The following is a 15,092-nucleotide window of genomic DNA, read 5'->3' as shown; positions in this document are numbered from 1 at the left end:
GCTTTTCAGAGGCCCCAATGGCCGGCAGTGGCCGGAGAGCGCGGTCGTATAAAATTGATGCAAAACTATGCAGAATGAAGATGGACGCCGTCTTAACGCCGTGGCCCGGCCCCTTCGTCCTTAGTCGAAAGAAAGGTAAGATATTTCAGTGTCTTGATCTGGGTATAGTTTGGGATCGCGCTGATGTCGGCCACTGGCCGATGAACCCCGGAGGGGCCTTTGGTCTACCGCCACACCATCGACGCCACGACCTACACGTTCCCGGACCTGCGCGACCTGCTCGCCAAGGCGACGCCGCCGCGCTCCGGCGACCGGCTGGCCGGAATTGCCGCGGCAAGTGCCGCGCAGATGATCGCGGCGCGGATGGCGCTCGCCGACGTCCCGCTCGGGCAGTTCTTGCAGGAAGCTGTCATCCCGTACGAAGCCGACGAGGTCACCCGCCTCGTCATCGACAGCCACGATGCCAGAGCATTCGCGCCGGTGGCTTCGCTGACGGTCGGCGCCTTTCGCGACTGGCTGCTGTCGGACGCGGCGACATCCGAGGTTTTGCGCAGGCTGGCAGGCGGCATCACCCCGGAAATGGCGGCCGCGGTCTCAAAGCTGATGCGCAACCAGGACCTGATCCTGGCGGCGCGGAAATGCGAGGTCACCACCGCCTTTCGCAACACCATTGGCCTGAAGGGGCGGATGAGCACGCGGCTTCAGCCCAACCATCCCTTCGACGACGCCAGGGGCATCACCGCCTCGATCCTCGACGGCATCCTGTTAGGGGCCGGCGATGCCTGCATCGGCATCAATCCGGCGAGCGACGATCCCGCTGTCATTGCGCAATTGCTGCGGCTGCTGGACGAGATCATCGCGCGGCTGAAGATCCCGACGCAAGCTTGCGTGCTGACCCATGTCACGACGACGCTGTCGCTGATCGGGCAGGGCGTGCCGGTCGACCTCGTCTTCCAGTCGGTCGCCGGCACCGAGGCCGCCAATCGCAGCTTTGGCGTCGATCTCGCGCTCCTGAAGGAGGCGCAGCAGGCCGGCCTCTCGCAGAAGCGCGGCACGGTCGGCGAGAACGTGATGTATTTCGAGACCGGCCAGGGCTCGGCGCTGTCGGCGGGCGCCCATCACGGCGTCGACCAGCAGACCTGCGAGGCGCGGGCCTATGCGGTCGCCCGCGCCTTTGCGCCATTGCTGGTCAACAGCGTGGTCGGCTTCATCGGCCCGGAATATCTCTACGACGGCAAGGAAATCATCCGTGCCGGGCTGGAGGATCATTTTTGTGGCAAGCTGCTCGGCCTGCCGCTCGGGATCGACATCTGCTACACCAACCACGCCGAGGCGGACCAGGACGACATGGACAATCTGCTGACGCTGCTGGCGGCCGCCGGTGTCACCTTCATTATGGGTGTCCCCGGGGCCGACGACGTCATGCTGAACTACCAGTCGACGTCTTTTCACGACGCGCTCTATGTCCGCGACGTCTTCGGCCTGCGCCGCGCGCCGGAATTCGACGACTGGCTGGTGCAGTCGGGGATCGCGGGCGCCGATTTCCGTCTTGCCGGCGACGCAGGCCTGCTGCCCGATTTTGCCTCACGGCTGATCGCGTGACGCGGCGGGAGCGCCCGGCGGCTTGAGGAAACCATTGGTCCCTCTCGGAATTATGGTCCTGCCACAATATTGAGAAATTCCGGCGACAGCATTACGCTATGTGTCTGGCTGGCAATTTCCGCAGCTATGTCGACCGTGGCGGGGGAGCTTTGATGCGAGCTGAAAGTAACGGTACGGCCCGGCGGATTCTGTGCGTGTTTCCCCGGTACACCTCGTCGTTCGGGACGTTCGAGCATTCCTATCCATTGACCGACGGCGTCTGCGCCTTCATGCCCCCGCAGGGGCTCTTGCTGCTCGCGGCCTATCTGCCCGAGGAGTGGGAGGTCAAATTCGTCGACGAGAATCTCCGTCGCGCGACCAACGAAGAGTTCGCGTGGGCGGAGGCGGTCTTCGTCAGTGGCATGCACATCCAGCGCCAGCAGATGAACGACAWCTGCCGCCGCGCCCATGAGTTCGATCTCCCGGTCGCGCTCGGCGGTCCTTCCGTCAGCGCCTGCCCGGACTATTATCCGTCCTTCGACTATCTCCATGTCGGCGAACTCGGCGACGCCACCAATCGGCTGATCGAGATTTTGGCGCGCGACACGTCGCGTCCCGGGGAGCAGGTGGTGCTCACCACCAAGGACCGCGTGCCGATGACGGAGTTTCCGATCCCGGCCTACGAACTCGCCGACGTGAAGAAATACTTCCTCGGCAGCATCCAATATTCCAGCGGCTGCCCCTATCAGTGCGAGTTCTGCGACATCCCCGGCCTCTACGGCCGCAATCCGCGCCTCAAGTCGCCCGAGCAGATCATCGCCGAGCTCGACCGCCTGCGCGAATGCGGGATGACCGACACGGTCTATTTCGTCGACGACAATTTCATCGGCAACCGCAAGGCGGCGATGGACCTGCTGCCGCATCTGATCGAATGGCAGAAGCGGACCGGCTATGTGGTGCGGCTCGCCTGCGAGGCGACGCTCAACATCGCCAAGCGGCCCGAGATCCTCGAAAAGATGCGCGAGGCCTATTTCATCACCATCTTCTGCGGCATCGAGACGCCCGATCCCGACGCGCTGAAGGCGATGCACAAGGACCACAACATGATGGTCCCGATCCTCGAGGGCGTGCAAACGATCAACTCCTACGGCATGGAGGTCGTGTCCGGCATCATCATGGGGCTCGACACCGACAAGCCGAACACCTCGGAGGCGCTGCTGGCCTTCGTCGAGGAGTCCCGGATTCCGCTGCTCACGATCAACCTGCTCCAGGCGCTGCCGAAGACGCCGCTGTGGGACCGTCTGGAGCGCGAGGGACGCCTGATCGAGGATGACGGTCGCGATTCCAACGTCGACTTCCTGTTGCCCTATGATGAGGTCGTCGCATCCTGGAAGCACGCCATGGGCGTCGCCTACGAGCCCGAGAAGGTCTACGCGCGCTTCCAGTATCAATGCGACAACGTCTATGTGCACCGCCTGAAGATGCCGACGCCGGACGAGATGAAGACCTGGCCCAACATCCGGCGCGGTCTCGTGATGCTGCGCAACATCTTCTGGAAGGTCGGTGTGCTCGGCGACTACAGGCGCGTGTTCTGGAAGTTTGCGCTCGGGCGCATCAAGCGCGGCGACCTCGAAGGGCTGATCGGCTGCACCTTGATCGCGCACCATCTGATTACGTTTGCGCGCGCGGCGTCCAGCGGCAGGCAAAACGCCTCGAACTATTCGATCCGCCTGCGCGAGGCCTCCGTTCCCGCCGAATGACGCGACATGTCTGATCCGGCCGTCCCGCGCCGCCCGACCCTCGATCTGCGGTCGCTGACGCCTGCGCGCGTCGCGCTCGGCCGCAGCGGCGCGAGCGTGCCGACAAGGGCCTTGCTGGATTTCACGCTGGACCATGCCCGCGCCCGCGATGCCGTGCATGCAGTCTTCGACGCGCCGCGTCTGGTCGCAGATCTCCGCGCGCTTGGCCTTATCGTCACCGAGGCGCGGAGCCAGGCGGTCGACCGCAGGGATTATTTGCGGCGGCCGGATCTGGGACGACAGCTCGATGCCGGTTCAGCGGAGCTTTTGGCGCGAAGTGCCTCGGAGCCGTGCCAGCTCGCCATCGTGATCGGCGACGGCCTGTCGTCGGCCGCGGTCCACGCCCATGCGGTGGCGCTGGTGTCTCACCTGCTGCCGCTGCTTGCGGAAGGGAACGACGTCGCGATTGGACATTTCGTTGTCGCCTCAGGCGCGCGCGTCGCGCTCGGCGACGAGATCGGCGCCATTCTCGGTGCGCGCATGGTGGTGACGCTGATCGGCGAGCGGCCGGGCCTGTCCGCGCCCGACAGCCTCGGCGCCTATCTGACCTTCGCACCGAAGCCGGGCCGCACCGATGCCGAGCGCAATTGCGTCTCGAACGTCCACAAGGCCGGGTTGAGCCATGACGAGGCCGCCTTCAAAATCGCCTGGCTTGTTCGCGAGGGGCTGGCGCGGGAGGCCACCGGCGTGGCGCTGAAAGACGAGAGCGGCGATCCTCCCGCTCGAATCGGGACGATCCGGCCGGAATGACCGGTATCAAGGGTCGAAATCGCCGCATGTTGATCCAATTTGTGCGCTTGCGCGCGCTTGCGAGAGGGCGTTTGGACCTGCTAAACCCCTCGCGGCGATTTTCCGCGCATTTTCAAAGGGCAAGCCTCCCATCTGTATGGCATTTTCAAGCCGTTCGCGGGACGCAATAAGCTCACAGACCCGAGCCGATTAGGAACTGGACAAGGCATGCTCGAAAAGCACCGCGAGAATGAGGTTCATGTCGACAAGGTCGAGCAGGGACCGACGTCCTCGATCGCCTTCGGGCTCGAGCGCATCGGGCTGATCGCCGTCCGGGCGCCGATCGTCTCCTGCATCGTTCTGCTCGCCCTGATCGTCGGTGCCGTGTTCGGCATTCACCGGATCAAGATCGACGATTCGCTGTCCCAGCTGTTCCGGTCCAACACGCCGGAATTCCGCCAGTATGAAGCGGTGACAAAGAAGTTCCCGGCTGAGGAATTCGACGTCCTCGTCGTGGTCGAAGGCAAGACCCTCCTGGCGCGGAATAACCTCGAGAAGCTGCGCGACTTCGTCACCGACATGCAGCTGGTCGAAGGCACGCGCGGCCTGGTCTCGCTGTTCTCGGCGCGGCAGGCGCCAGCGCCGGGCAGGCTGCCGGCGGCGCTGTTCCCGCCCGAACTGCCCGAGGGCGCGGCCTATGACAAGTTCGTCGAGACCGTCAAGAACAACGAGATCATCCGCGGCAAGCTGTTGTCGGACGACGGCACGCTGGCGCTGATCGTGCTCTCGCTCGATCCGGAGGTGGTCGCCTCCAGCAAGCTGACCAAGACCGTCGGCGACATCCGTGCGCTGATGAAGGAAGACCTCGGCAATACCGGCCTCAACGTGCAGCTCTCCGGCGTGCCGGTGATGCAGCTTGAGATCCGCAACGCGGTCGAGCGTGACGGGCTGACCTACAACATCCTCGGCATCCTCGCCGGCTGCGTTATCGCCATCATCTTCTTCCGCAAGATCTCGTTCATGGTCGCGGCGGCGTTCCCGCCGATGATTGCGATCCTGCTGGCGCTCGGTGCGCTCGGCTGGGCCAATTTCAATCTCAACATGTTCCTGAACGTGATGACGCCGCTCATCATGGTGATCAGCTTCTCGGACTCGATGCAGTTGACGTTCGCCGCGCGCGACCGGCTGATCGCGGGCCAGGACAAGTTCACCGCGTTCAAGAACGCCGTGCTGGTGGTGGGCCCGGCCTGCGTGCTGACGCACGGCACCGCCGGCATTTCCTTCATCGCGCTCCAGTTCTCCGACTCCGACCTGATCCGCAAGTTCGGCGAGGCGGGCCTCGCCGCCACCATCATCGCGCTGGTCGCGGTGCTGTCGCTGGTGCCGGTGTTCGGCGTGCTGCTGGTGCGCAATGAGAAAGTCTTTGCTTCCAAGTTCCAGAGCGCGGATGCCGGCGTGCAGGCGCTGCGCAATTTCTGCTACTGGATCGCGGTCCGCATGGTGGGCCGTCCCGGCCTGTTCAGCCTGATTGCAGTGTTGTTCGTCGCGGGCCTCGGCGTCATCTACGCCAATCTGGAACCGCGCTACCGGCTCGCGGATCAGGTGCCGGACAAGCGCCAGGCCGTCGCCGCCAGCGACCGGCTCGATGCCAAGCTCACCGGTGCCAATCCGGTCAACGTGCTGGTCCAGTTCCCCAAGGGTGAGACGCTCTACTCGCCGGAGACGCTCCAGACCATCGCGGACGTGCATGCGACCGTCGAGAAGGCGGCCGGTGTCGGCAACGTCTGGTCGCTCGAGACCCTGCGCCGCTGGCTCGCAGACAAGGCCGGCAGCGCCGACGTCGCGACGCTGAAGGAATATGTCAACGTCATCCCCGAGCATCTGGTCCGGCGCTTCATCGACGCCGAGCAGGACGCCGTCGTGGTCGCAGGCCGCGTGCCGGACAAGGATTCCAGCCAGCTGCTACCGATCGTCGACAAGCTCGATTCCGAACTTGACGCCGTCCGCAAGAAGCATCCGGGCTACGAGATCGCGGTAACGGGTCTTGCCGCGATTGCCGCGCGCAACTCGGCCGGCATGATCGAGAAGCTCAACCGCGGGCTCACTGTCGAATTCGCGCTCGTCGCGATCTTCATCGGCCTTGCCTTCCGCTCCTGGGTCGTGATGTTCGCCTGTATCCTGCCGGGCATCTTCCCGGTGGTGATGTCGGGAACGGTGCTGTGGGCGATGGGCGAGGGGCTGCAATTTGCCAGTGTCGTGGCGCTGACCGTTTCGTTCGGCCTGGGCTTGAGCGCGACGATCCACTTCCTCAATCGCCTCAGGCTGGAGAGCAAGCCGGGCGTCGGTTCGGCGCTCGCGGTGGAGCGCGCGACGGTGCTGGTCGGCCCGGCGTTGATCCTGACCACGCTGGTGCTGGCCTGCGGTCTCGTCGTCACCGTGTTCTCCGACCTGCCGTCGCTGCGGCTGTTCGGCTGGCTCAGCGCCTTCTCGATGGTGATGGCCCTCGTCGCCGACCTCTTCATCCTGCGGCCGACGGCGATGTGGCTGATCAACCTGCACGCCAAGCTTCAGGGCCCTGACAAGCCGGCGATCTGAGCGGGCGGCATACGCCGCCCTTTGCTCACGCCTCGACCCGGACGATCCCGTACGGATTGAACTTGAAATCGTCCTCGGCGTAGTCCTGCTCCCGCGAGAGCGTAAGCTTGCGATCGCGTAGCGTCGCTTCGATGCCACTCTCGGCCATCGCGTTGGCAAGCTCCTCCATGAGCATCACCGCCGACCATTCGTTGCCGCGCGATTTCGCGACATAGATCTCCGGCAAGCCGACGAGGTGATAGCCGACGGTCTCGTAATAGCGATCGCCGCCGAGCGGACGCTTGGCGAAAGCAAGACGACACGCCTTGGCGACGGCGAGGGTCATGCCAAGGCCCTGACTGGTCTTTGCGCCCTTGCGGGCCTGATCGCCGAGACTGCGCCACCGCTCGAGGCCGTGGGCAATGCCGGCGCTTTCGCCCTTCACGGCGGTGGCACCGGCTTCGATCATCTCCTCGACGATGCGCAAGGCCGCGGCCGAAAAGGCGACTGCCTTCTGCTGCTCCAGCGGCGGGCTCAGCAAATAGAGCACCGCTTTGTGGCTGGCCACGGTCGCTTCGTCCGCGGCAGACCAGGCTTTCGGGAAGACGCGGTCCCAGCACACGCCGAACGACCGCTCCATGTGCGGATCGGGTTTGGCTTGCGAATAGGTGCGGTCGATCTCGAAGTTGAAATCCGCGATTGTCTTGGCCACCGCCTTCGACGGGTGCAGCAGGCTCTCGTCCTTGCCGAGGAAGCAGAGCACGTGACGCGGTTTTACCGACGAAGGCTGCATGCTCGTACCCTGCTGGTCATTGGCGAAGGCGCGGCTGGTTACGAAGAGCCCGGCGGCCTTGAGCAGATGTCTGCGAATTGGGTCCATGTCCGCAACAATGTCAGCAAAAAGCCCCCGGCTCGCGAGAACCGGGGGCGTGTTCCTTATCCGCTGGGAAGGGCGTCAGCCCTTCGTCATCGTGATGTTGACGCCGCGGATCTCGCCCTTCGAGCTGATCTGCACCGTCTGCTTGGTGCCGTTGGTGCGCAGCGACAGGTTGGCGGCGAAGCCGTTGGCTTCGACGAACACCTCGATCTGGCCGCCGCCGGCGGTGCCCTGGAGATTGCCGAAGATGTTGCGGTTGGTCTCGCTCCAGTTGCCGGAGATTCGCTCGCCCTGGCTCGTCACGTCGCTGGTGAGGTCGAACTTGTAGCTGTCGGACGCGCAGTGAAGGGCCTGCTTGAGGCTGAGACCGGTGCCGGCGACCTTGTAGTCGGCCTTGCAGCGGATGCGCTCGGTGCTGCCATCGGACAGCGACACCGTGCCGGTGCCGCTCCACGCACCGTCGAAACCTGCAAACGGTCCGGACGACTGAGCATGGCTTGCCGAGACTGAGAAGAGCAGCGCAGCCCCGATGCCGGCCGCCTTGATTGCCTGTCCAGATCGCCCAAAGAATTGCATTTTGAATATCCCGTTTTCGAGCGACGTTCGCTTAGGATGAACGTCTCGCCACATCGAAAGTTTAGTGTTCCGAGGCTGTGTCTGGTTCAAAGTCTGACAGCCGGGGACGGCGGTTCACGACGCCCTCGCGCCAGGTCAGGCTGCGCGATTCTCTCTGTTTCGGTGTGTTTCTGGCGGGAAAAGCAGGGCGGAGAGATGCAGCTCTGCAACAGGTACGCATCAAAACGCGGTGTGCCAGAATTATGACGTAGTATCAAACTCTTACATCTGCCAATGAAGAGCGAGGGAAGACCTAATTTGGTGGCTGTGGCGCCAATTTGGCCGCATTTGCCAGTGCTTGTGCCTTCTCCGAGGCCGCACGTTCCGCGGCGACTTGCCATCAGAACAATCCATTCCGGTCGTCCGCCCTGTGCTGTCCGGGATTGGTGCGATTCTGCCGTCAGAATGAAGGAATACAATGCGTAAGCTTCTCGTCGCTCTCACCCTGCTGTCGGCATCCCTTTCGACGGCGGCATTCGCCCAGGCAGGACGCGGCACGGACGCGGAACAGAAGGCCTGCACGCGCGATGTGCAGAAGTTCTGCCGTCCGGTCATYGACCAGGGCGATTTCACCATCCTGGCCTGCCTCAAGGAGAACCGGGCCAAGATCTCGCAGGCCTGCGACCAGGTCCTGAAGACCCACAACCAGTAAGCTCGGCCACTGGCCTACCAAGGGCGGCCCCGGGGCCGCCTTTTCGGGCCGGATCCGGAAGGGCAGCCATCGAGAGACAGGATTGGTTTTGCGGCCGTATTCCCCTATATGGGGGCCGCGGCGGCATCGCCGGCATGAGCCCGCGCGAGCGAAAAAGCCCTTCCTGTCCAAACGATTGTAAACCAGCCCTCGATGACCTCTGCGAGCGAATTGCGATCCGGCAAGGGTGACCGCGACGAGAATTTTCCCGTCGCGTCCTGGATCATTCATCCGCGCCATCGCGCGCTGATCCTGGCGTACTACAATTTCGTCCGCACCGCCGACGACATCGCCGATCACGCGACGCTGCCGCCCGACCAGAAGCTCGCTTATCTCGACCTGCTCGAGGCGGAACTGCTCGGCGAGGGCGACACCCAGGCCGAAGCCGTCATTCTGCGGCGGGCGCTGGCCGAGCGAGGCATGGCGCCGCGCCACGCGCTCGACGTGCTCATCGCGTTCCGCATGGACGTCACCAAGCTGCGCTACGAGAACTGGGACGAGGTCATCCACTATTGCCGCTACTCGGCGATGCCGGTCGGCCGTTTCATGCTCGACGTCCACGGCGAGAGCACGTCGACATGGGCGGCCTCGGACGCGCTCTGCGCAGGTCTTCAGATCAACAACCACCTCCAGGATTGCGGCAAGGATTTTCGCGAGCTCAATCGCGTCTATCTGCCGCGCGACGCGCTGGCCGCGAGTGGCGCCTCGGTCGAGCAGCTCGGGCTGACGCAGTCGCCGCCGGCGATGCTGGCCTGCCTTCAGGCGCTCGCCGTGCGCAACGCAGCCCTGCTCGACGAGGGCCGGTCGCTCAGCGCGGAGATCCGCGATTTCCGCCTCGGCGTCGACGTCGCGGTGATCCAGGCCTATGCCGATCGCATCGTGCGCCTGTTGAAGGTGCGCGATCCCCTGCGCGAGCGCGTGCATCTGAACAAGTTCGAGCTTCTCACTTTCAGCCTCGCCGGCATGATCGGCGAAGTCGGCCGCCGCGCGATCGGGCGCAAGGCCATTTCCAGACCGGGGACTGCACATGACGCTTGAGGCGACCTCGCCCAGCGCCAATTACGGCTCGACCGCATCGAACAGCTCCTTCTACGCTGCGATGCGCATCCTGCCGCATGACCAGCGCGAAGCGATGTTCCAGATCTACAGCTTCTGCCGCCAGGTCGACGACATCGCCGATTCCGACGGCCCGCGCGACGAGCGGCTCGCCGCGCTTCAGGAGTGGCGCAACGACATCGACGCGCTCTATCAGGGCCATCCGCCGCCGCGGCTGAAGGACTACGTCGCCTCGGTGAAGACCTTCGGCCTCAAGCGCGAGGATTTCCTTGCGATCGTCGACGGCATGGAGATGGACGTGCCGCAGGACATCCGCGCGCCCGACATGACGACGCTCGATCTCTACTGCGATCGCGTCGCCAGCGCCGTGGGGCGGCTGTCGGTGCGGGTGTTCGGCCTGCCCGAGGAAGACGGCATCCAGCTCGCCTACCATCTCGGCCGCGCGCTCCAGCTCACCAACATCCTGCGCGACATCGACGAGGACGCTGGCCTCGGCCGGCTCTATCTGCCGCGCGAGGCGCTGCTGCATGCCGGCATCACCTCCAACGACCCGAACGGCGTGATCACCGAGCGCGCGCTGCCGAAGGTCTGCCAGCCGCTGACGCAGCGTGCGAAGGCGCATTTCGAGAAGTCTGACGAGATCATGAACCGCAACAAGCGCCGCGCCGTGCGCGCGCCGCGGATCATGTCGAAATACTACCATTCCATTCTGGACCTCCTGATCGCACGCGGCTTCAACGCGCCGCGCGAGCCGGTGCGTGTGTCGAAGGTCGCGCGCATCCTGATCCTGCTCCGTTACGCTTTCATCTGATGCAAAAGACAGCTCACATCATCGGTGCTGGAATTTCCGGCCTCTCCGCCGCCGTGCGGCTCGCCAATGCCGGCTTCAAGGTCGCCGTGCACGAGGCGACGCACCAGGCCGGCGGCCGCTGCCGTTCCTATTTCGACGGCGCCACCAATCTCACCATCGACAACGGCAATCATCTGCTGCTGTCGGGCAACAGCCATGCGCGCGCCTATGCCCGCTCGATCGGCACCGAGGCGGGCCTCGTCGGCCCCGAGCGCGCGCAGTTTCCGTTCGTCGACATCAAGACCGGGCAGCGCTGGCAGATCGATCTCGGCGATGGCCGGCTGCCGACCTGGGTGCTCGACGAGAGCCGCCGCGTTCCCGACACCGGGCTCAGCGATTATCTCAAGCTGGCGCCGCTGATCTGGGCGTCGGAGGAGACGCTGGTCGGCAAGTCCATTCCCTGCGAAGGCATCCTGTATCAGCGGCTGGTGCAGCCGCTGCTGCTTGCGGCGCTCAACGTCGATCCGCCCGAGGGCTCGGCCGGGCTTGCCGGCGCGATCGTGCGCGAGACGCTGCTTGCCGGCGGACAGGCGTGCCGGCCGCTGATTGCGCGCGACGGCTTGAGCGCCGTGCTGATCGAGCCTGCCGTCAAGTTCTTGCAGGAGCGCGGCCACACCGTTCAGCTCGGCCATGAGCTGCGTTCGTTTACGACCGGTGACGGCAAGGCCAGCGCGCTGAATTTCGGCGGCGAGGATGTGATCCAGCTCGGTGAGGGCGATGTCGTCGTGATGGCAGTGCCGCCGCGTGCCGCTGCGAGCCTGCTGCCCGGGCTGAAGACGCCGACCGAATTCCGCGCCATCGTGAACGCGCATTTCCGCTTTGAACCGCCGCCGGGCTCGGCGCCGATCCTCGGCGTGATCGGCGGCGTCGTGGAATGGCTGTTCGCGTTCCCGAACCGGCTCTCCGTGACCATCAGCAATGGCGACCGCCTGGTCGACATGCCGCGCGAGGAACTCGCGCAGGCGATCTGGAACGACGTCTGCAAGGCGGGCGGGGTCTCCGGCGAGCTGCCCCCCTGGCAGATCGTGCGCGAGCGCCGTGCCACATTTGCGGCCACGCCGGCCCAGAATGCCCTGCGTCCGGGGCCGGCCACTGCGCTGAAAAACCTGTTTCTTGCCGGCGACTGGACTGCTACGGGATTGCCTGCAACCATCGAGGGATCGGTGCGGTCCGGTGATCGCGCCGCCGATCTGGTTTTGGCCGCAAAGCGGCCCTGACGGGCAAAGTCCCGGTCAATTTCAATCGACTATCGGAGCAATCGAGCGACATGGATTCCGTGAACGCGACCAGCCGCGAAGCCTTGGAATCGGGCGTCCTGGAATCGAGCATTGCGTCGGCGACGCAAGGCGTTCTCGGCTTCCAGCAATCCGACGGCCATTGGGTGTTCGAGCTCGAGGCCGACTGCACCATTCCGGCCGAATACATCCTGCTGCGCCATTATCTCGCAGAGCCCGTGGACGCCGTGCTCGAGGCCAAGCTCGGCAATTATCTCCGCCGCGTGCAGGGCGCCCATGGCGGCTGGCCGCTCGTGCATGACGGCGAGTTCGACATGAGCGCGAGCGTGAAGTCCTACTTCGCGCTCAAGATGATCGGTGATTCCGTCGACGCCCCGCACATGGTGCGTGCGCGCGAGGCGATCCATGCCCGCGGCGGCGCGATCAACAGCAACGTCTTCACGCGCTTCCTGCTTGCGATGTTCGGCGTGGTGACCTGGCGCGCGGTGCCGGTGCTGCCGATCGAGATCGTGCTGTTGCCGTTCTGGTCGCCGTTCCACCTCAACAAGATTTCCTACTGGGCGCGCACCACCATGGTGCCGCTGATGGTTCTCGCCGCGCTGAAGCCGCTGGCGAAGAATCCGAAGGGCGTCGGGATCGACGAGCTGTTTCTCCAGGATCCGCGCTCGATCGGCATGACCGCGAAGGCGCCGCACCAGAGCATGGCCTGGTTCGTGCTATTCCGCGCGCTCGACGGCATTCTGCGCGTGATCGAGCCGATGTTTCCGAAGAGCCTGCGGCAGCGCGCGATCGATACGGCGCTCGCCTTCACCGAGGAGCGGCTCAACGGCGAGGACGRCATGGGCGCGATCTATCCGCCCATGGCCAACATCGTCATGATGTATGACGCGCTCGGCAAGGACGAGAATTATCCGCCGCGAGCGGTCACGCGCCGCGGCATCGACAAGCTGCTCGTGTTCAACGGCGACGAGGCCTATTGCCAGCCCTGCGTCTCGCCGGTGTGGGACACGACGCTGACCGCCCACGCGCTGCTCGAAGCCGGCGGTGACATAGCCCTGCCTGCGGCCAAGCAGGGCCTCGACTGGCTGATCCCGAAGCAGGAGCTCGAGGTGAAGGGCGACTGGGCGGTGAAGCGGCCCGACGTGCGCCCGGGCGGCTGGGCCTTCCAGTACAACAATGCCTATTATCCCGATCTCGATGACACCGCGGTGGTGGTGATGTCGATGGACCGCATGCGACGCGAGCACGGTGCGACCGGCTATGACGCCGCAATCGACCGCGGCCGGGAGTGGATCGAGGGCATGCAGAGCGACGACGGCGGCTGGGCCGCCTTCGACGTCAACAACCTCGAATACTATCTGAACAACATCCCGTTCTCGGACCATGGCGCGCTGCTCGATCCGCCGACCGAGGACGTCACCGCGCGCTGCATCTCCATGCTGGCCCAGCTCGGCGAGACCGAGAAGACCAGCAAGCATGTCGCCGACGGGGTCGCCTACCTCAGGAAGACCCAGCACCCGGAAGGGTCCTGGTACGGCCGCTGGGGCATGAACTTCATCTACGGAACCTGGTCGGTGCTCTGTGCCCTCAACATGGCCGGCGTCCGCCATAACGACCCGATGATTCGGAAAGCCGCCGACTGGCTGGCCTCGATCCAGAACAAGGACGGCGGCTGGGGCGAGGCCGCCGTCAGCTACCGTCTCGACTACAAGGGCTGGGAGGCGTCTCCCTCGACCGCCTCGCAAACGGCATGGGCCTTGCTTGCCCTGATGGCTGCTGGCGAGGTTGATCACCCGGCCGTCGCCCGCGGGGTGGAGTACCTGATTGCAACACAGAACAAAAAAGGACTGTGGGACGAGCAGCGGTACACCGCCACAGGCTTTCCTCGTGTATTCTATCTGCGTTATCACGGTTACCCGAAGTTCTTCCCGCTGTGGGCGTTGGCGCGGTATCGGAACTTGCGGAACACCAACAGCAGGGTGGTAGGGGTCGGGATGTGACTTTGGGGACGGGGGACTATCTGACCGTGGGTAATGCCATCGACCCGCGGCCGATATTGATCGTGACTGGACTGGTTCAGGAGGCCCGTATCGCGGCTGGGCCCGGAATGGCGGTCATTTGCTCGTCGAGCAGCCCGACCCAGTTGCGGGCGCTTCTGACGGTGGTGGATCCCGAGACGATTCGCGGCGTGATCTCGTTCGGCGTGGCCGGCGGGCTCGACCCGACGCTGCGCTCCGGCGACGTCGTGCTGGCGACCGAGGTGCTCTCCGGCGATACCCGCTGGGCCGCGGGCCTGTCGCTCGGCGACGACCTGATCGACCGCCTGACGTCGGGCCGCCGCCGCGTGGTGCGCGGCAGCCTTGCCGGCGCCGAGGAGGTGGTTACGAAGCGGTCCTGCAAGGCGGCGCTGCATTCGGAAACCGGCGCCTCCGCCGTCGACATGGAGAGCCACATCGCGGCCGCCTACGCCGCCGAGGCGGGGCTGCCCTTTGCCGCGGTCCGCGTCATCAGCGATCCCGCCCATCGCGCGCTGCCGGCGCTCGCCCGCGCCGCCATCAAGCCGAACGGCCAGATCGATCTCGCCGCCGTTCTGCGCGGCATCGTGCGCAATCCGACCACGCTGCATGCGCTGGTCTCGACCGGCATCGACTTCAACCGCGCGCTGCGTAGCTTGCGCGGCTGCCGCGACTATTTGATCGGCACCGAGCTCGTCGACAGCGAGGCCCTGGTCTCCAAGGCGGCCTGACCTCTTGATACGATAAAGCAAAGGGCCCGGTCGCCATTGGCGACCGGGCCTTTTGCGTTTTGGTGCCTGCTCACTCGGTCGCTTCCATGCGGTTTCGATCCACGACCCACAGCGTCCGTCGCATCATGCCCTCGACAATTGCCGCCGACTCGCTTGGACGCAGATAGATCGCCGTCGCACGACGCTCGTTCCGGACACGCTGGGCTCGATCGTCGGTTTGCTGGATTCAGCGCGATCAGCCTGACGAAGGTCGGCAATCTGCCTTATGGCACGAGTGGCCGCGCAGGGCCGTTTGGCTTCACGGGGCAGCGGATCTGCCTCCGGTCGCCTCGGGGCGTT

At 64.9% G+C, this 15,092-nt stretch carries 12 protein-coding genes; 10 read left to right on the top strand and 2 right to left on the bottom strand.

The window, feature by feature from the left end:
- The first annotated feature begins 219 nt into the window (after positions 1-219).
- The 4 genes from AB4Z51_RS12535 to AB4Z51_RS12520 all read left to right on the top strand — a co-directional run bounded on the left by AB4Z51_RS12535 (position 220) and on the right by AB4Z51_RS12520 (position 6,704).
- Positions 220-1,602 carry an ethanolamine ammonia-lyase subunit EutB gene (locus AB4Z51_RS12535; protein ID WP_085403892.1) on the top strand — a complete coding sequence of 461 codons (1,383 nt, stop codon included), beginning with the start codon at positions 220-222 and terminating at the stop codon, positions 1,600-1,602.
- A 152-nt stretch (positions 1,603-1,754) separates the two neighbouring features.
- Entirely contained in the window at positions 1,755-3,341 is a 1,587-nt protein-coding gene (locus AB4Z51_RS12530) for a B12-binding domain-containing radical SAM protein (RefSeq protein WP_441497492.1), read from the top strand.
- 6 nt (positions 3,342-3,347) lie between these two features.
- Entirely contained in the window at positions 3,348-4,130 is a 783-nt protein-coding gene (gene eutC / locus AB4Z51_RS12525; protein WP_085403890.1) for an ethanolamine ammonia-lyase subunit EutC, read from the top strand.
- Positions 4,131-4,337: 207 nt separating this feature from the next.
- A complete protein-coding gene (locus AB4Z51_RS12520) occupies positions 4,338-6,704 on the top strand; it encodes an efflux RND transporter permease subunit (RefSeq protein WP_071915703.1) in 2,367 nt (788 codons plus the stop codon).
- A 25-nt stretch (positions 6,705-6,729) separates the two neighbouring features.
- Here the strand turns inward: AB4Z51_RS12520 and AB4Z51_RS12515 are convergent, their stop codons facing one another.
- Positions 6,730-7,563 carry a hypothetical protein gene (locus tag AB4Z51_RS12515; protein WP_085403889.1) on the bottom strand — a complete coding sequence of 278 codons (834 nt, stop codon included), beginning with the start codon at positions 7,561-7,563 and terminating at the stop codon, positions 6,730-6,732.
- Positions 7,564-7,638: 75 nt separating this feature from the next.
- A complete protein-coding gene (locus tag AB4Z51_RS12510; RefSeq protein WP_028146949.1) occupies positions 7,639-8,136 on the bottom strand; it encodes a hypothetical protein in 498 nt (165 codons plus the stop codon).
- Positions 8,137-8,593: 457 nt separating this feature from the next.
- On the opposite strand from AB4Z51_RS12510, the gene AB4Z51_RS12505 reads away from it, so the two are divergent.
- From AB4Z51_RS12505 to AB4Z51_RS12480, 6 genes are all read left to right on the top strand, one after another.
- Positions 8,594-8,827 (top strand): hypothetical protein, encoded by a 234-nt coding sequence (locus AB4Z51_RS12505; RefSeq protein ID WP_028143219.1) that lies wholly within the window; start codon positions 8,594-8,596, stop codon positions 8,825-8,827.
- 192 nt (positions 8,828-9,019) lie between these two features.
- Positions 9,020-9,904, top strand: a complete 885-nt coding sequence (hpnC, locus tag AB4Z51_RS12500) for a squalene synthase HpnC (RefSeq protein WP_014496822.1) — start codon at positions 9,020-9,022, stop codon at positions 9,902-9,904.
- Complete coding sequence (gene hpnD, locus AB4Z51_RS12495) at positions 9,894-10,733, top strand: presqualene diphosphate synthase HpnD (RefSeq protein ID WP_441497491.1); 840 nt, start codon at positions 9,894-9,896, stop codon at positions 10,731-10,733. Before hpnC ends, hpnD begins: the two co-directional genes overlap by 11 nt.
- The gene (hpnE, locus tag AB4Z51_RS12490) at positions 10,733-11,989 is read left to right on the top strand and encodes a hydroxysqualene dehydroxylase HpnE (protein ID WP_085403887.1); all 1,257 of its coding nucleotides are present in this window, start codon (positions 10,733-10,735) and stop codon (positions 11,987-11,989) included. The genes hpnD and hpnE overlap by 1 nt, the downstream gene beginning before the upstream one ends.
- A gap of 50 nt (positions 11,990-12,039) precedes the next feature.
- Positions 12,040-14,007 (top strand): squalene--hopene cyclase, encoded by a 1,968-nt coding sequence (gene shc / locus AB4Z51_RS12485; RefSeq protein WP_441497490.1) that lies wholly within the window; start codon positions 12,040-12,042, stop codon positions 14,005-14,007.
- Positions 14,004-14,753 (top strand): phosphorylase, encoded by a 750-nt coding sequence (locus tag AB4Z51_RS12480; protein WP_063984634.1) that lies wholly within the window; start codon positions 14,004-14,006, stop codon positions 14,751-14,753. Before shc ends, AB4Z51_RS12480 begins: the two co-directional genes overlap by 4 nt.
- Positions 14,754-15,092: the final 339 nt, after the last annotated feature.

Origin of the sequence: Bradyrhizobium sp. 2TAF36 (genome assembly GCF_052114925.1) — a bacterium.
Taxonomy (GTDB): domain Bacteria; phylum Pseudomonadota; class Alphaproteobacteria; order Rhizobiales; family Xanthobacteraceae; genus Bradyrhizobium; species Bradyrhizobium barranii.
The sequence above is the reverse complement of the archived record's forward strand: the minus strand, read 5'-3'. Positions and strand labels throughout refer to the sequence as shown.